This is a genomic window from Flavivirga spongiicola, from assembly GCF_030540825.1.
Classification (GTDB): domain Bacteria; phylum Bacteroidota; class Bacteroidia; order Flavobacteriales; family Flavobacteriaceae; genus Flavivirga; species Flavivirga spongiicola.
On the sequence record NZ_JAUOEO010000001.1, the window covers coordinates 3,820,102 to 3,838,651 of the forward strand.

Consider the following 18,550-nt stretch of genomic DNA (forward strand, 5'->3'; position numbering starts at 1 on the left):
AAATATAAAAACCGAAAGAAGCCAGTATAAGAGTAATCATATTGCTATAACTTTACTTTGGTAAAAAGTTTAAGCACTACTATTCGTTGATTTTTTTCTCTCTAACTGGTTTCTTATTATTTTTTAACTTTGAATAATAAAGGTTAGCTAAATGGAATCTGCCACTATATTTTATGATAAAAAGCATTATTTCCCAATGCATTTACATCCGAATCGTTATACATTTTCCTATATTTTAAATGGAAACGCTCATCTAATATGTAATGGTTCTAGATTTATTTTGAAAGCTGGTGACTTGGTTATAATTCCTCCCTATGTAGCACATCAAACACGCATTGAGGATTTTTTCCATTACAAGGTCATTAGAGTCCCTAAATTAGATGCTTTCAGTAATAGATCTAATGCGCAATTAGGTTTAACAATTGTTCGAAATAGCTATTCTTATAAGAATGATTTTAATCATTGGTTTGAATCGATTATAATTAATAAAGGTCATAATCTCAATATGGGGGAGCGTGCAGAAACTCAGGTGCCGGATGTATTTAAACGTTTTTTGATTAGTAACCATTCTAATTTAATTAAAAAGAATAGTTTAACAAAAGCATTGGTACATATAGAAACTAACTACAACCGATCCATACTTGTTGAAGAGTTGTCGGACTTAACACATCTAAGTGAGAGTCATTTTCAACGTCTTTTCAAAATTAATATTGGAATTTCCCCTATGCGTTATTTACAAAACTTACGCATTGAAAAAGCCAAAGAGTATATAAAGACCAGAGACAATTTCACTGATATTGCATATGATACAGGTTTTTTTGACCAAAGTCACTTTAACAAATATTTCAAAATAAATGTAGGTATGATTCCCAAACGATATGCTGATTTAATTAGAAATGATTGAATTTTACAATTTTAAAGTTTAAGGTTTATAGAACTTGCAATCAAAAGTTTCAGTCATGCAAAGTTCAAACCTTAAAGAAGTAGAAGACGCTCAAAAAACACTAATCCGATATTGTGGTGAGTTTTCAAATTTTATTGCAGAAAAAGCTTTTGGGAGTTATATCTATGATAAAGAAGGACATGCCATTCTAGATTTTACTTCTGGTCAAATGTGTTCCGTATTTGGGCACAATCATCCAAAATTTATAGAAATATTAGAAAAATCAGGTGATAGGGCTATTCATTTACTAAGCTCTATTCTATCTCCTTCAGTAATAAATCTTTCAAAAAGACTAGCCAGTGAACTGCCCGATAGTTTGTCTAAATGTATATTTTTAAATACCGGGTCTGAGTCTAACGAAGTAGCTATACGAATGGCCAAATTGGTTACTGGTGGTTTTGAAGTCATTGGGTTTTCAGGTTCATGGCATGGTATGACGGCTGGTGCACAATCTTGTACTTATTCTAAAACCAGAAAGGGTTACGGACCGGCAATACCAGGGAGTTTAATGATACCGGCACCTTATGAATATCGTTGCCCCATAGCACATTGTAAAGGTAGCTGCGATCATACTTGTTTAGAGGTAGGCATGAAAATGTGCGATCAGCAATCAACAGGCGCATATGCAGCATTAATAGCAGAACCTTTATTGAGTGCAGCAGGGATGATTGAATTAAAACCTGACTATATTAAGAGGTTAAAAGCGTTATGCGACGAACGCGGATTATTATTAATATTTGACGAAGCTCAAACGGCATTAGGACGACTTGGAAAAACCTTCGCTTTTCAACAATACGACATCGTTCCTGATTTCTTAACCTTGTCAAAAACATTAGGTGGGGGATTACCTTTGGCAGCCATGGTTACCACAAAAGAAATAGAAGAGGCATGTCATAAGAAAGGGTTTATCTATGTAACTTCACATGTATCCGATCCTTTTTGTGCCACTTTTGGTTTGGCCGCTTTTGAAATACTTTATGAGGAGAAACTAGCTCAAAAAGCTTTAGAACTAGGGAAGTATTTAAAGGAACAATTAATAAAACTACAAGAGGAACACGAGTGTATAGGAGATGTAAGAGGTAAGGGGCTTTTATTGGGGGTTGAAATTGTAAAAAATAGAGAAACAAAAATACCTGACGATACATTAGGTCAAAATATATGCAATAGATGTCTTGAGTTAGGCCTAAATATGAATATAGTTAGAATGAAAGGCTATGGTAGTATTTTTAGGATTGCTCCACCATTGACTATAAGTAAAAAGGAAATTGATTTAGGGGTTACTATATTAAATCAAGCTATACGAGATTGTATTAAATAATGTTTTAAGTAAATATTTAATTCGTATAGTTGCAGAATTTGAGCAGATGTATAGAAATTATCTCGTAGTGACGATAGGAAAGTGGTGGCGTGCGTGCAATGTCTAAATACCTAAAAATAACCCAAAACGGCTTTAACTTCTTCTTTATATTTTCGTCCAATAGGTATGGGGGTTCCTTTCAATATTAATTTACTTGGTGAAAAGGAATCAATAAAATCGAGGCCTACAATAAAAGAACGATGGACTCTTAAAAACTTTTTGTTAGTCAACATGTCTTCAATTGACGAAATGCTTTTATAAGCAATAATTTCTCTATGAGTAGTTTTTACTTTGACATAATTTTTTAGGCTTTCAATAAAAATAATGTCTTTCAAAAAAATTTTCTGCAATGATTTTTCAACTTTTAAATAAATAAATTTCTCGTCTTTTACAGAATTCAATTTTTGACTTTCAAGTTCAATGGTTTTTTGATTTGTTATTTGCCAATTCTTAAAAAAGACATATCCTAAAGGAATAATGGCAGCGATATTTACATCCAAAAGAGTGTTCATTATTTCAGTAATAGCAAAGAAATTAGACGTTTCAAAATTTTGTAAATAGTTTGGTTGAACAACGTAAAAAAACAAGACCCTTTGAATAAAAACAGTAACAAAAATCAGTAAAAGGATATAGAGAAAGACAAATGTTACATATTTCTTTTTAAGAAAAAATTTAGGAAATAAGAAGTACAACGCTACATAAACTAAGGCAAGTCTAGCAGGAAGACTTAATATTTGGATCATGAAATTTCTTAGATAATCATTATCATAAGTTCCCCAAACCAAAGTGAAAAAGCTCACAAATGCCAACCAATAGCCAAGGTGTTTTATGGCTCTATTGAAATTCTTATTTATGCCAAAAAATGAAAACTTCATATTGTTTAATTAAAAAGAATTTTCCGAGGCTTGCCTCAGGGATTTCCGTTGAAATTGTCATTCTCGCGAAAGCGGGAATCTAAATAACAGAATTTCGGTTTTTGACCATTGGGTCAAAACCTTGTGCTTAACTTAATCGGGTATGAAACGAGCGAAATGCCCTATAAATTACCTCGAGGATAGTTCGTTTCAAGAAATTCTTTATTTTTTTTGCTAAAATCTAAAAATTTATCTGAATAACCATTAGTTATATACAGACAACTAGCAATTTTATATTAAAAACAAGTAAACAACCGTAATCCGTATGTCCTTAGAATTGATTTCTGCCTGTACTAAAATTGATAAATACTGGTCGTTTGATGTATTGAAGTGGTTGTCTATATAATGGGGTTGGAAGTAGGCATTTTCAATAGTAATATTGAGAAATCTAATTTTTAACTTTACTAAAATGAAAACTGTATTTAGAACTTTTATCCCTTTTTTATTCCTTTTTATTTCAATTCAAATATGCGCTCAAAACGTAAGCTTAAACAGAGTAGAACCACCAAATTGGTGGGTCGGAATGGAAAATACTGAATTGCAACTTTTGGTATATGGTGAAAATATTAGTCAAACAAAACCAAGTATCCATTATGAAGGGATTTCAATAAAAAGTATGTCTATGTTAGAAAATGAAAACTATCTTTTTATAAATCTGTCCATAGCAAAAACGACTAAAGCAGGTGCCTTTGATATTGTTTTTAAAACGAAAACGGGCAAAGAATTACGCTATAACTATGAATTAAAAACAAAAAGGAATAGACACAATCCCATTCAGACGATTGATGGTTCTGATGTCATGTATTTGATAACTCCTGACCGCTTTGCGAATGGAAATCCAAAAAATGATTCTACCGAAGATACCCTTGAAAAAGTAAATCGTTCAAACCAAGATGGAAGACATGGCGGCGATATAGATGGCGTTATAAACCATTTAGATTATATAAAAGAATTGGGTGTTACTACATTATGGTTAAATCCATTTTTAGAAAATGATCAACCAAAATACTCATATCACGGTTACGGCATCTCTGATTTTTATAAAACAGATAGTCGTTTTGGAACAAATGCTGATTTTATAAATTTGGTTGATGTATGTCATCAAAAAGAGATGAAAGTCATTATGGATCAGGTATTCAATCATTGTGGTTCTGGACATTGGTGGATGAATGATTTGCCCTCTAAAGATTGGTTGAATCAATGGGATACATATACGCGGAGTAATTTTACCAATATTGCGGCTTCAGATCCACACGCTTCAAAAAGTGATTACGATTTATTTACAAAAGGTTGGTTTGATACTAATTTACCTGATTTAAATTTAGAAAACCCGTTTTTAGCAACCTATATGATTCAAAATTCAATTTGGTGGATTGAATATGCTCAATTAGATGGTATTAGAATGGATACCTATCCCTATCCTGAAAAAAATGTCATGGCTAAATGGGTAGAAGAAATCAATACCGAATATCCAAACTTCTATATCGTTGCAGAGACGTGGGAAGCTAAAGCGTCATCATTATCTTATTGGAATAACAATGGCGTTAATAATGATGGTTACAAATCTCCTGTAAATAGTGTTTGTGATTACCCCTTGTATTATGCCATGTTGAAAGCATTTGGAAATGAAAATAACATTTATAAAATATATGAAACCTTGGCAGAAGATTTTGTGTATGGAGATGCTTATAACAATAAAATATTTAACGGAAACCATGACGTAGGGCGCTTATTTACCTTATTAAATGATGATATTGACAAACTTAAATTGAGTATGGCATTCACTTTAACGTCAAGGGGAATCCCTCAATTATATTATGGAGATGAGATATTATTAGAAGGCGATAAACCTGATGGGCAACTGCGGAAAGATTTTCCAGGAGGTTGGAAATCTGATAAAAGAAATGCCTTTACAGAAAAAGGAAGAACCCCTCAAGAAAATGGGGTTTATAATTATGTAAGTACTATTTTAAATTGGAGAAAAAATGCTATAGAAATCCATTCTGGAAAATTAACGCATTATCAACCAATAGACAATATCTATGTATACTTTAGGAGCAAAAACGAAGAAAAGACAATGGTTATCATTAATAACAATAGTAAAACCATTAATAAGTTTAGTTTGGAACGTTTTAAGGAATCTATTCAAGGATATTCTAACGGAACGGATATCATTACAAATACCTATTTTTCTTCCCTTAAATCCATTGATTTAAAGGCAAATTCGGCATGCATTATAAAACTTAGTAACTAATGGAAAACATATTTGTTATTGGAGGCGCATCATACAATTCAGTAATTACATTAGACGATTTCCCGGAAGCCATGCCGCAAACGATTCATAACTGTCATTTTAATGAAACTATTGGAAATACGGGGGCAGGAAAAGCCTTGACACTTTCTAAATTGGGGTTTCCCACGACATTTCATTCCTTGATAGGCAATGATTCCTTTGGAGAAAAAGTAACTTCTTATTTACAGGAGCCTAACTTAAACTTTATCAATGATATAGATCCCAAAGGCACCGAAAGGCATTTAAACATCATGAATGATAAGGGAGAGCGGATTTCTATTTTTATGAATCCTAGTTCTGATATCCCTGATATAGATTATTCTAAGTTTGAAAAAGAGGTCGCAAATGCAAATTATATGGTTGTGAATATTGCCAATTATTGCCGTTATATTTTACCTGTCTGTAAACAATTAAAAAAAGAAATCTGGACCGATTTACACGATTATGATGGCAAAAATAAATACCACCAAGACTTTATTGACGCTGCTGCTTATTTGTTTTTAAGTTCTGACAATTTACCTGATTACAAATCTTTTATGGAAACACAAATTGCCAATGGAAAGGAATTGGTGGTGTGTACACACGGAAAAGATGGTTCAACAGCCTATACCAAAGAAGGCAAATGGATTGAAGTTCCAATTATTAAAGATTATACTTTAAACAATTCAAATGGTGCTGGAGATGCTTTCTTTTCAGGTTTTTTATATGGATATTCGAAAGGTTACGAAATAATGAAATGTATGCAGTTTGGTACAATTACTTCAGGCTTATGTATAGAATCAGAGATGATTACTAGTAATAAATTGAGTAAAAGGTATATTGAAAAAGAGTTTCTTGAATATTATGCTAAGTAGTGTACTTGTGTATTTAAAATAAATTGACAGAGCATTTTGATTTTATAAAACAATCGAGCGCCTGCCTGCTGAATGCTACAGTGTACCCACAAATATTGAAGAATAGCATATAATAGTTTTAAAAAGCTGGCCACGAATACAGAAAACTGCCTACTGGCAACTGATCTCACTAATTTTCCTATCTATAGACAGGATTGGCAGACAGAAAGTCTGATTTGTGTACATATTGAGTATAATACACGACAACCATAAGAGATTCAATTCGTACTTATTTGTGTATTCGTGGCTAAGTATCGCTAGATCCTCAAGGTTTAATGAATAATTATGGTTTATATTAATTAAACCAGCGGGAATAATAGCTTAAAAAAGGATATGGGTACAATGTAGCTGCTGATCGGAAGGTTTTGTAGCGGATATTTTACATACGGGTTTATAAAATTGATTGAGTATCAATTTTCATGAATCAGAGAGATGGTGTACGGATAAATCATAGCTATTATCTTTTTTATAAATAGAGTGATTGTTGTAAATATCATAATTTTGCCAACGTATCATCTGTTTATGAATAGCTTCATATATGGAATGAGTTTTTAATTTTTAATTAAATTTGTTAGAGTAATTTTAAATTATTTTGCGTCTTTTTTTTACTATTACGTCTATAATAAATAAAAGATTTGTTTTACAATTATGAGTAATGAGATTATAAATGTTTGGAACGATATGAATGGTCGATTAACAAATTTTGTTAATGGAAAAGTCAAAGACTCCGAACTTGCAAAAGATATTGTTCAAGATGTATTTTTAAAAGCGTTTTCTAAAATTGATACCTTAAAGAATAAAGAAAAACTGGTGCCCTGGATATATCAAATTACAAGAAATGAAATTACTTCACATTTCAGAAAAATTAAGTTTAACACCTCTTCAAAAGAGGTAGAGGCGGAAGAACTTTCTAATGAAACACTTACTTCAGAACTTACACATTGCTTAAATCCTTTTATAAATTCGCTTCCAGAAAAATATAAGGAGGCTATAATTTTAGCTGATATTAAAAACATTCCACAAAAAGAAATAGCAAAACGATTAAGCATTTCGTATTCAGGTGTTAAATCTCGAGTACAAAGAGGAAGAGAAATGTTGAAATCTAACTACGAAGAATGCTGTGCTATATCCACAGATGTCTATGGAGATGTTCTAGATTATAAGGTTAAAAAGTGAGACACAGGTGGTAATTAATTGTTTTTTGCGTCTTTTTTTTGATGTGACGTCTATAGTGTGAAAATAAATCAATAACACTTTAAAATAGATATATTATGTCAAAACAAATTAAGGACGTTGTAAAAAAAGCTTATACAGATGTTATAAGTGCAGGTTCAGGATGTGGTTGTGGGCCTACATGTGGCACACCAGATTTAGATTGGACACTAAGCGAAAGCTATGATTCGGTAAATGGATACGAAGCTGAAGCTGATTATGGATTGGGCTGTGGAATCCCAACAGAATACGCAAACATAAATGAAGGAGATACTGTTCTTGACTTAGGTTCTGGAGCTGGCAATGATGTTTTTATTGCAAGACGTATAGTTGGAGAAAAAGGTCATGTTATAGGTGTAGATATGACAGAAGCCATGATAGAAAAAGCCAATGAAAATAAACAAAAATTAGGTTATGATAACGTGGATTTTGTATTAGGTGAAATAGAAAATATTCCTCTCAAGGATAATTCTATCGATATTTCAATAAGTAACTGTGTGCTAAATTTAGTTCCAGATAAAAAGAAAGCCTATCAAGAAGTACATCGTGTTTTAAAACCTGGTGGCCATTTTAGTATGTCTGACATTGTACTAAGAGGTGATTTACCAAAAGGTATTATGCAAGCAGCCGAAATGTATGCAGGTTGTATATCTGGTGCTTTACAAAAAGAGGAATATTTAGAAGCAATAAAAAGTGCAGGTTTTAAAAATGTTACTATTACTAAAGAACGTGAAGTTAATTTGCCAGACGATATTTTACTACAATTCGTTTGTTGTCCTGAAGAATTAGAGAAATTTAAAGCAAGCAATAATGCTATTTTTAGCCTAGGTGTTTATGCTGAAAAGTAAACCTTATAAATAATGATTAATAGCGATTTAGCCTTACAAGTTTGTAAGGCTATTTTTTTTTGCGTCTTTTTTTTACTAGTACGTCTATAAAGGGAAATAAACTAGATACTATGAGTCAATTTGATATATTACATACAGTAGAAAATAATTTTGCAAAAAGCAATCCAAACTATTTAAAATCTATGTTTGGCACTACAGATGTTATGCCTTTATGGATAGCAGATATGGATTTTGAAATAGCAAAACCTATACAAGAAGCTTTGCAGAAATTGGTAACTAGAAATATATATGCTTATGAATTTAATACTGGAGATGTTTTTAAAGCCATTTCGGATTGGAATTATAAACGTCATCAGTTACAATTAAATCCTAAATCATTTGTGCAAGTTTCTGGAGTACTTACTGGAATAGGTGTATTAATTAGAGACCTATCTGAAAAAGGAGATGGTATTATGGTACAAACACCCGTTTATCATCAGTTTTTTAAAGTTATTGAATCAGCAGGAAGAAAAGTAGTTAGTAATAAATTAAAAGTTGTTGATGGTTACTATCAAATGGATTTTGAAGATATGGAACGAAAGCTTAAAACTTTGAATATTAAAGTAATCTTACTTTGTAATCCACACAATCCTGTTGGTCGTGTATGGACAAAAGAAGAATTACAAAAACTAGTCGCTATTGCTAATACATACAATGTAACAATTATTAGTGATGAAATTCATTCAGATATTGTGTATTCTAAATCACAATTTAATAGTATAGCTTCACTAGAGAATAGTGAAAATCATATTGCTGTTATTGGCTCGCCTGCTAAAACATTTGGTATGCAAAGTATTTCCAATGGGTATTTATACATACAAAATGAAAAAATTCATAAGCAAGTTAAAAGCACAGTTGGGTCCTTGTATTTAGATCATGGTAGTATACATTCTGCTAATGCTACGATAGCGGCTTATACAAAAGGAGAAGAATGGCTGAACGATTTATTAGCTTATTTAGAAAAAACAATAAATTGGATAACCGATTTCGTTGAAAGAGAAATACCTCAAATTATATTATATAAGCCAGAAGGAACGTATCAAATCTGGTTAGATTTTAGCAAATTGAATTTATCTGATGATGCTCTAAAGCATTTAGTTGTTAATCAAGCTAAATTAGCCTTAACTCCTGGAGACTGGTTTGAAGGAAGTCATACTCAGTTTATGCGACTGAATTTTGCTTCTCCGTTAGAAAAAATTCAGCAAGCATTTTATCAACTAAAAAAAGCAGTAGATGATGGTGTGGATTGTTCTTTTAATGAAGGAGAACAAGCAAACAACTGTTGTTCTTGTTAAACCATATATTAAAAACAATCTCATGAAGTTTTGGCTAGAATAATAGGAGAGAGGAACGTGATATTTTATAGGAGTGGTACATAATCTTAATAGTTTCAATCTCGAAAAGAATTTCAAAGCATTAGTGATTATTTAAAATTTAGAGGCCTTTCGGCTAAGTTTCACTAGCTAGCTACAATACATAATATATTCTGTTTTTTGATAATGCTCAAGGTGATACCCAATTGACTTAGGAGTATAAGTGATTTAATTTCAAGTTGTTATTAATCGAATACAGATTATAAGTCTAAAAGATATTCCGAGTCCCTGTAAAATTCTGTCTAAACTCAGAAGGCGTACAATTTTGTCTTTTTTTAAACATCCTATTGAAATTAGAAATGTTATTAAACCCACATTTATAGCAAATTTCAGAAATACTATCGTTTGTTTCGATTAGTTTTCTGGTAGCAAAGCCTAAACGTAAATCGTTTACAAAATCTATAAATGTTTTCCCAGTGCGTTGTTTAATAAGCCTGCTAAAAGATATGGTGGTCATATTTATGATAGAAGCAGCGTCTTGTACTTTAATTTTTGTATGATAATTTTCTTTAACGTAGTTGTAAACCTTTTCTATACGTTTACTATTATGAAAGTCATTCTGATCTTCAAAGGAGATATTGGTCAACATTTTCTTGTTTCGGGAAATAGCCAGATCATAAAGTAATGACTGAAAATCTAAAAAATTATCAAAACCATTTTTCTTGCTAATTAGAGTCAGCTTCTTTTCAATATTTCTGGCAGTTTCATCAGAAAATAAAATCCCATGATTAGCAGATTTGAATAATTCTCTAATAGGTTTGAAAACATTTTTCATGAGCATGTCGTCATCAAATAAATACCTGGGGAACTGAATCGTGATTTCGTGCAATTCTTTAGTCGTGTCATTTTTATAATTTTCCCAACCATGGTATATATTAGGACCAATCATAACGAGCTCATAATCTTCTATTTCACCTATATGATCACCAACAACTCTTTTTCCGCCTTTAGCATTGCGAATAAAGTTAATTTCAAATTCAGGATGGAAATGAATCGGGAAGTCAAAATCATGTCGCTTTCTATCAAATATTAAAAAGCAATCAGTTTCTTTAAGTGGGGTAATTTCTCTATGGATGTCCATGAATAAGTTATAAATGCTCTAAAACATAAGATTAAATGTTGTAATAGTATTATGTTTTAATTATTAAATGATGTTTTTTTATTTAATTATTAATATGCTTACTTTTGCATATAATAGTTTTTAAATCAGTTACTTATAATGTTTGTTGAATGTTTTTGATGTTCAAATATAATAAATAATGTTTATAAATTACTACATGAATGATTAAAAAGTATCATTTATTGATAAAAAAGCATTTGTTATAGGTCGAGTCTTGTTATAGTTTTGGATAATGTTTTTTCACTAAACGATTATAAACAAATTATTAACTAATTTTTATTAAAATGAGGGTTCATTTTATTTATTTAAAGTAAATCTGAAAAACTAAACTAAGAACTAATTATGAAAAAAAATCTCCGATCAATTTTAATGATTTTATTTCTTGTCTCCTGTTGGACAACTTATGGACAGGACAAGACAATTAACGGTATAGTTACCGACAAGTATGATCAACCTTTACCAGGAGCGAGTGTTCTTGTGAAAGGGACCACAAATGGAGCGCAGACTGATTTTGATGGCAAATTTACATTAACAACTAACGGCAATACAATCTTGATTGTTTCTTACCTTGGATTTGTAACTAAAGAGGTTAGTGTTGACAGACAAACTCAAATTACTATTAAATTAGAAGAAGATATTTCTAATTTAGATCAAGTGGTCGTTGTAGGTTACGGGGCTGTAAAGAAAAGTGATCTAACGGGGTCTGTGTCCTCAGTAAAGGCAGAAGATATCAATGCTGTACCAGTAAGTTCACTAGATCAGGCACTTCAAGGGAGAGCAAGTGGTGTTAGTGTGGTGCAAAACAGTGGTATTCCAGGAGCACCTACTACGATTCGTATTAGAGGAACAAACTCTATACAAGGTGGTAATAAGCCTTTAGTTATTGTAGATGGATTCCCTGTTGTTGGCGGTTTAGATGGTATAAACCCAGCCGATGTTGAAAATATTGAAATCTTAAAAGATGCATCTTCAACGGCCATATATGGTGCCAGAGGTACTAATGGTGTTATTATAGTAACGACTAAGAAAGGAAAAGAAGGAAAATTTAGTGTTGATTTCGATTCTTATTATGGTATTCAGGAACAGTCAGAAAAAATAGACCTGTTAAATGCACAACAGTTTATAGAAATAGCAAATAAAAGAGCAGTAAATGATGGTGAGGCTACATTGTTTTTTCCAGACCCTTCAGCTATTACAGCAGATACGGATTGGATAGGTGAATTATTTGATGCATCACCAGTTCAAAGTCATACTGTAACATTTACAGCGGGAAATGATCGTGTTAAAACATCACAATCGTTTAATTATTTTAACCAGGATGGTATTCTTAAGAATAGTGGTTTTGAAAGAGCGACATTACGAAATAATACAGAAGCTAAAATGAATGATTGGTTGACAATCTCAAATAGTTTGATTTTATCACGTTCAGATAGACAGTTTAGTGGTGACGGTGGAAATCGTGCAGTTATTGAAGCGCATTTAGCGCCTCCAACAGTACCTGTTTATGATGAAAATGGTGATTATAGTGTGGTTAACGCGTATCCGTTTTCACCTGGAGCTTTAGATAACCCAATGAAATGGATTAACGAATATGATGATGAAATTCTTAGTACAAGAATTTTCGATAACTTTTATGGTTTATTTACTATAACACCACATTTAACGTTTAAATCTTCCATAGGTGTTGATTATACGACTAGACATACTAGCAGGTATTTATCGAGACTTCTTTTAGATGGTGCGCCCGGAGGTAAAGCGTTTAGAGGGGCTTCAGAGAGCTATTCTCTTTTGAATGAAAATATATTAAATTATAATAAAGAATTTGGAGACCATAAAGTGGATGCGATTCTTGGTTATAACTGGCAAACTTTTAAAAGTACATTTATATCTGCTGCTTCATATGATTTTGTTACAGACTTATTAGGCTCAGAGGTTTTACAAGACGGTTCTAGTCCGCAACCATCAAGTTCTGGCGGTAGTGAATGGGGTATTGCATCCGTATTAGGGCGAATTAATTATTCCTATAAAGACAAGTATTTATTCACCGTTACAGCACGTTCAGATTGGTCGTCTCGTTTTGCTAAAGGTAATCAGAGAGCAACCTTTCCTTCTGCGGCTTTTGCCTGGAAAGTTTCTAAAGAAGACTTTATGGATAATGCAGACTGGGTCTCTAATTTAAAGTTTAGAGCAAGTTGGGGTAAAACAGGTAACCAAGCCGTAAGTCCATTCCAAACGTGGGCCAAAGTAGGGTCTACTTTAGCTGTATTAGGTGGAGAACTTGGTGTAGGTTTTGTACCGGGAACACCAGCAAATCCAAATTTAAAATGGGAAACGACAGACCAGTTTGATATTGGAGTAGATTTTGGAATCTTAAAAAACCGTGTTCGATTTACGTTTGATTATTACTATAAGAAAACGACAGATTTGTTAGCACGCGTAGATCTACCTTCATCGGTTGGGTTTAATTCTATTACTCAGAATATTGGAGAAATGGAAAATAAAGGTATCGAGTTTAATGTGGATGCTAATATTGCAAATAATGAAGATTTTAGCTGGGATACAACATTTCAGATCTCAAGAAATAGAAATGAAATCACAAAGTTGGCCAGAGGTGCAGATGTTTTCCCTCCAAGGGTAAACAATTTAATATCTTCTTTTCATATTTTAAGAGAAGGGTTGCCGATTTCTATGTTTTACGGTTTTGTTAATGATGGTTATGATGCTAATGGTCAAAATCAATATTTAGATTTTGCAAGCACAGATAGTAATGGAGATATCGTTATGGAGCCAGACGGTCAAATTACTGATGCTGATCAACGCGTTATTGGTAACCCGCATCCAGATTATACGTTTGGATTTGGTAATACTTTTAAATACAAGAACTTTACTTTAAACGTATTTTTAGAAGGTGCGCAAGGTTTTGATCTTGTTTGGGGTACTAAATTTCAATTGAGAAATTCATTTTTCAGAGGAGGAAATCAGTTGACAGACGTTTTAAACCATTGGACACCAACAAACACAAACCCATCAAGTCCAGTGATATCATCTAATAATTTATTTAGAGGATCTACTGAATTTATTGAAGATGGCTCTTATATTAAAATAAGAACGATTAATCTGGCATATAATATTCCAACAGATAAAGTGTCTTGGTTAAATAATGCACAAGTTTACGTTAATGCACAAAATATGTTCACGTTTACAAAATATTCAGGATATGATCCTGAGGTTAGTGGCTATGCAGATGGTGATTTGCGTTTGGGTGTAGATAATAACGTGTACCCAAGTACCAAAGTTATTTCAATGGGGTTAAGATTGGGCATATAATTTTAAAAAAAAAGAGAAATGAAAACAAAATATATATTAATACTACTTGGTTTCTCCTTAGTGTTGTCGTCTTGTGAAGATGTATATACCGAAGAACCAAACACATTTTTATCTCCTGATGATTTAAATTCAGAGGAGGGCGCTTTAGCTTTACTAAAAGGCGCTTACGCAGGGTTACAATTACGTAGCTACTACCAACAAGATTTCGTTATGCAAGCAGAGATGCGAAGCGAATATATGAATGGTAGAGGAAGTTATTTACCAGTGGGGCGTTATGATCTTGATTCAAGGAATATTGGAAGAATTAACGATGCCTGGGATGCGATGTTCAATGCGGTTAATAGAGCCAATACGGTCATTGCATCAGTACCAAATTTAGATATTAACGAATCGATTAAAGCACAGTTTTTAGCTGAAGCAAAAGCACTAAGAGGTTTACATTATTTTAATATTGTCCGGTCCTGGGGAGGTGTACCTATGCGCTTAGAACCGATATCTGGTTTAGATGGTATTGGAAAAGCAAAATCTAGCGTTAGCGAAATTTACACACAAATAGAGCAGGATCTAAACGATGCTATAAACTCTAATGCACTACCAGATAGCTATTCAAGTTCAGACAGAGGTAGAATAAGTATTTATGCAACAAGAACTATTTTGGCGCATGTATATTTAACACAAGGTAAATATGCTGAAAGTGCAGCACTTACAAAAGGAATTATCGATTCTGGTAACTTTCAACTAGAGCCAAATTTAGAGACTGTGTTTTCTCCAGAACCTGGCGCTACACATTCAGGCGAAATATTATCCATTACCTGGATTAGAAATGGAGCTGAAGGTATGAGGCTATTGAGCTTTATGCATAACATTGCATTAGGCTATTCATCTGCCGGTTGGAGAGTCTGTTTAAGAAATTTAGATGCTCCAATTATTAATGAAGATTGGGATGTTGCAGATACCAGAAAGAACTTTAATTTATATAACACACCAGAAGAAGTGGCTGTATTATCAGCTGCGGTACCTGGATTGTTTAAAAAGTATATTGATAGAAATGGAGCAGGACAGAATGCACATGGTAACGACCAGCCAATTTATCGTTATGCAGATGTGTTAACCATGTTTGCCTGGGCTGATGCTATGGCTAATGGAGGACCAACGGCTGATGCTTACGAAGCATTAAACCAAGTACGCCGTAGAGGCTATGGCGTAGCTATTACAACACCAGACGCAGGCGTTGATTATGCAGGATTAAATGAAGAAGAGTTTGTAGATGCTGTTTGGAATGAAAGAGCCTGGGAGTTTGTTATGGAAGGCAAGCGTTGGTATGATTTAAAATTAATGCCAAAAGAAAAAGCAGTAGGAATAATTACTGCTGCCGGAGAAGATGAGTTTTTCAATGATACAGATTGGTTATATCCTATACCAAGACAAGAAATTGATAACAATGATGAGTTAACTAATGCAGACCAAAATCCTGGATATTAAAATTTATAAAAGTAGAATTCTTTATTTGAGTTAGTTTTGAGATTAGTCAGAAAAAATAACCCAGTATAAAAACTGGGTTGTTTTTCTTCTAATCGCAGTTATGAGTTCTAAATTTTGTTACTCTAAAATCAAAAAATAGTAACTTGTTATTTCAAAAATATTAGAAAGTTTAGGTATGGGAAAAATGAAAAAAGATATTCTGTTAATAGTTGTATTATACGTTGGCATATTTAATTTTCTGTATAGCCAGAGCCAGCATACCGAAAAGCCTAATATTATTTTTATTATGTCTGATGATCATGCGTCACATGCTATAAGTGCGTATAATGGCATTTATAAAGATGTCGCACCAACACCAAATATAGATAGATTAGCAAAAGAAGGCATGCTCATGTCTAATACCTTTTGCACCAATAGTATCTGTGGCCCAAGTAGAGCCTCCATATTAACGGGAAAATATAGTCACCAAAATGGGTTCTATAAAAATGTTGGAGGCGATCCATTTGATGGAAGCCAGCAAACATTTCCTAAAGAACTTCAAAAGAATGGGTATACAACAGCCGTCGTTGGGAAATGGCATTTATGGAGCGAGCCTACAGGGTTCGATTATTATAAGTACCATGTCCTTAATGAAGAGCAAGGTAGTTATTGGGATCCTGTTTACAACGAAAATGGTAAAGAAATTCAAGAAAAGGGCTATGCTACAAACCTGACAGGAAAATATGCCATAGAGTGGTTAGAAAAGAAGAGAGATACCTCAAAACCCTTTATGCTTATGTTTCAATTTAAAGCACCACACAGGCCTTGGTACCCTGATGAAAAATACAAAAACTTATTTGATGGTGTAGACATGCCCTATCCGGAAACTTTTGATGATGATTATAAAACTAGAGAGCTTACAGCGGGCAAATCTATGATGTCTATTGAAAATCATTTAACTAATAAAGATTTAAAAATAACACCACCAGAAGGACTTTCATCTGAAGCATATGCCAAATGGTTGAGATTAGGTGATAAAGGAGAATATGTGTCACCTTCAGATACATTAACCGGAGCAGCATTAAAAAAATGGAAATACCAAACGTACATAAAAGATTATCTGGCATGCATAAGATCGGTTGACGATAATATCGGTAAACTTTTAGAGTATTTAGATAAAAACGATTTAACAAAGAATACCATCGTTATCTACACAGCAGACCAAGGGTTCTATTTAGGAGATCATGGTTGGTATGATAAACGATTTATGTATGAGGAATCTTTAAGAATGCCTTTTATAATTAGATATCCGGGAGAAATTGAAGCAGGGAAGCAAAATGACCAAATTAATTTGAATATTGATTTTGGGCCTACCATTCTGGATTTAGCAAATGTAGATACGCCAAAAGCCATGCAAGGCAAAAGTTTTGCTAAAAGCCTAACAAGTAAGAATCCAAAATGTGGGAGGAAAGACATGTACTATCACTATTATGAATATCCTAAGTGGCATAACGTACAACCTCATTATGGCATTAGAACAGAAAGATATAAATTAATTCATTTTTATTATAACATAGATGTTTGGGAACTATATGATTTGCAAGAAGATCCTAATGAGCTTACAAATTTATATGGAAATAAAGATAAAAGAGAACTTATAAAGAAGCTTAAAAGAAAACTTTATAAGCTTCAAAAAGAATACGGAGATGATGTTTCGCTTGAAGAAATGCGAACCGCTACCAAAAAAGGCATGGTAGAATATTAGTCATCCAATATAGTATTTACAAATAAAATTTTCACAAATGAAACCAGCATGATAAAAATAATCTTTAAATATACAGAGCAACGATTATTTTAATCATCAAAGGTTACATATGACTATTGAAAAACAATAAAAATAAACAAATGAAAAAACTCTGCATAGTACTCGTTTTAGCAGCTGTCATTGGTTGCGCAGAATCAAAGAAAAAGAATAGCACAGAACAGCCAAAACAGCAAACCGAAAGTAATGCTTCAATATCTGGTACTAATGAAAGTGCAAATGAAAAAATAGATGTAGCAGCTATGGATCATATTGTTACCTATTGGGATTTTGGTAAAGAAAACCCTTTTGTTAGTAAAGGAGCAGTAAACTATACGTTACAAAAAGCTAATGATTCAGTAAGTATTACGGAAATGCGTGGTATTAAATGCCTCAATTTAGAAGAAGGCGGTTATTTATACATTCCAAGAGAAGCGTGTCCGGCATTAAATTTTCATAGTGAAAATTCTTCATTTACTATAGTAGCTAAAGTAAATCGATTAAAAAAATCTTATGAGCAATGTGAAGCTATTGCCGGTATGTGGAATGAAACTCAAAAGAAACGTCAATATTATTTGTTTCTAAACCTCTTACAAAAAGAAAGCGGCGATCAGGTTTGCGGTCATGTATCCGATGTTGGAGGCCCCACGCCCGGCCATAGATGGGCTAGAGACGCTTCCATAGGTAAAACACCTATAGCATATGGCGATTGGGTGACTATTGCCTTTACATTTGATGGTGCTTATGCAAAGTCTTATTTAAATGGTAAACTAGATTCCAGAGAAGGTTTAAACCCTTATGAATTTAAACGACCACTTTTTGATGGAGGAGAAGCAGGTTCCGATTTTACAGTTGGAGCCGTTGATAGATTGGGCGAAATGGGGAACTATTTTGTTGGAGGGATCTCATATCTAGCGGTATTCAATAAAGCATTATCAGAAGCTGAATTAAAAGCTTTTAACTAAAATT

General features: G+C 32.9%; 13 protein-coding genes. 11 read left to right on the forward strand and 2 right to left on the reverse strand.

Annotation, left to right across the window (positions count from 1 at the left end):
* The first annotated feature begins 151 nt into the window (after nt 1-151).
* The gene (locus tag Q4Q47_RS15210) at nt 152-904 is read left to right on the forward strand and encodes an AraC family transcriptional regulator (RefSeq protein WP_303307490.1); all 753 of its coding nucleotides are present in this window, start codon (nt 152-154) and stop codon (nt 902-904) included.
* A gap of 55 nt (nt 905-959) precedes the next feature.
* Nucleotides 960-2,261 (forward strand): aspartate aminotransferase family protein, encoded by a 1,302-nt coding sequence (locus Q4Q47_RS15215; protein ID WP_303307491.1) that lies wholly within the window; start codon nt 960-962, stop codon nt 2,259-2,261.
* A gap of 110 nt (nt 2,262-2,371) precedes the next feature.
* Here Q4Q47_RS15215 and Q4Q47_RS15220 read toward each other — a convergent pair whose 3' ends face one another.
* Entirely contained in the window at nt 2,372-3,175 is an 804-nt protein-coding gene (locus Q4Q47_RS15220; RefSeq protein ID WP_303307492.1) for a LytR/AlgR family response regulator transcription factor, read from the reverse strand.
* A gap of 448 nt (nt 3,176-3,623) precedes the next feature.
* On the opposite strand from Q4Q47_RS15220, the gene Q4Q47_RS15225 reads away from it, so the two are divergent.
* The 5 genes from Q4Q47_RS15225 (at nt 3,624) to Q4Q47_RS15245 (ending at nt 9,794) form a co-directional block, all read left to right on the forward strand.
* Nucleotides 3,624-5,468 (forward strand): glycoside hydrolase family 13 protein, encoded by a 1,845-nt coding sequence (locus tag Q4Q47_RS15225; protein WP_303307493.1) that lies wholly within the window; start codon nt 3,624-3,626, stop codon nt 5,466-5,468.
* Complete coding sequence (locus tag Q4Q47_RS15230; RefSeq protein WP_303307494.1) at nt 5,468-6,361, forward strand: carbohydrate kinase family protein; 894 nt, start codon at nt 5,468-5,470, stop codon at nt 6,359-6,361. Before Q4Q47_RS15225 ends, Q4Q47_RS15230 begins: the two co-directional genes overlap by 1 nt.
* A 687-nt stretch (nt 6,362-7,048) precedes the next feature.
* A complete protein-coding gene (gene sigZ / locus Q4Q47_RS15235) occupies nt 7,049-7,576 on the forward strand; it encodes an RNA polymerase sigma factor SigZ (protein ID WP_303307495.1) in 528 nt (175 codons plus the stop codon).
* 95 nt (nt 7,577-7,671) lie between these two features.
* Entirely contained in the window at nt 7,672-8,460 is a 789-nt protein-coding gene (gene arsM, locus Q4Q47_RS15240; RefSeq protein ID WP_303307496.1) for an arsenite methyltransferase, read from the forward strand.
* Nucleotides 8,461-8,570: 110 nt separating this feature from the next.
* Complete coding sequence (locus Q4Q47_RS15245; RefSeq protein WP_303307497.1) at nt 8,571-9,794, forward strand: MalY/PatB family protein; 1,224 nt, start codon at nt 8,571-8,573, stop codon at nt 9,792-9,794.
* A gap of 286 nt (nt 9,795-10,080) precedes the next feature.
* Here the strand turns inward: Q4Q47_RS15245 and Q4Q47_RS15250 are convergent, their stop codons facing one another.
* Nucleotides 10,081-10,953 (reverse strand): AraC family transcriptional regulator, encoded by an 873-nt coding sequence (locus Q4Q47_RS15250; protein ID WP_303307498.1) that lies wholly within the window; start codon nt 10,951-10,953, stop codon nt 10,081-10,083.
* A gap of 381 nt (nt 10,954-11,334) precedes the next feature.
* Between Q4Q47_RS15250 and Q4Q47_RS15255 the strand changes: the two genes are divergently transcribed.
* The 4 genes from Q4Q47_RS15255 to Q4Q47_RS15270 all read left to right on the forward strand — a co-directional run bounded on the left by Q4Q47_RS15255 (nt 11,335) and on the right by Q4Q47_RS15270 (nt 18,546).
* Complete coding sequence (locus Q4Q47_RS15255; protein WP_303307499.1) at nt 11,335-14,319, forward strand: SusC/RagA family TonB-linked outer membrane protein; 2,985 nt, start codon at nt 11,335-11,337, stop codon at nt 14,317-14,319.
* 18 nt (nt 14,320-14,337) lie between these two features.
* Nucleotides 14,338-15,801 carry a RagB/SusD family nutrient uptake outer membrane protein gene (locus Q4Q47_RS15260; protein WP_303307500.1) on the forward strand — a complete coding sequence of 488 codons (1,464 nt, stop codon included), beginning with the start codon at nt 14,338-14,340 and terminating at the stop codon, nt 15,799-15,801.
* A gap of 175 nt (nt 15,802-15,976) precedes the next feature.
* The gene (locus Q4Q47_RS15265) at nt 15,977-17,545 is read left to right on the forward strand and encodes a sulfatase family protein (protein WP_303307501.1); all 1,569 of its coding nucleotides are present in this window, start codon (nt 15,977-15,979) and stop codon (nt 17,543-17,545) included.
* Nucleotides 17,546-17,685: 140 nt separating this feature from the next.
* Nucleotides 17,686-18,546 carry a LamG-like jellyroll fold domain-containing protein gene (locus tag Q4Q47_RS15270; RefSeq protein ID WP_303307502.1) on the forward strand — a complete coding sequence of 287 codons (861 nt, stop codon included), beginning with the start codon at nt 17,686-17,688 and terminating at the stop codon, nt 18,544-18,546.
* Nucleotides 18,547-18,550: the final 4 nt, after the last annotated feature.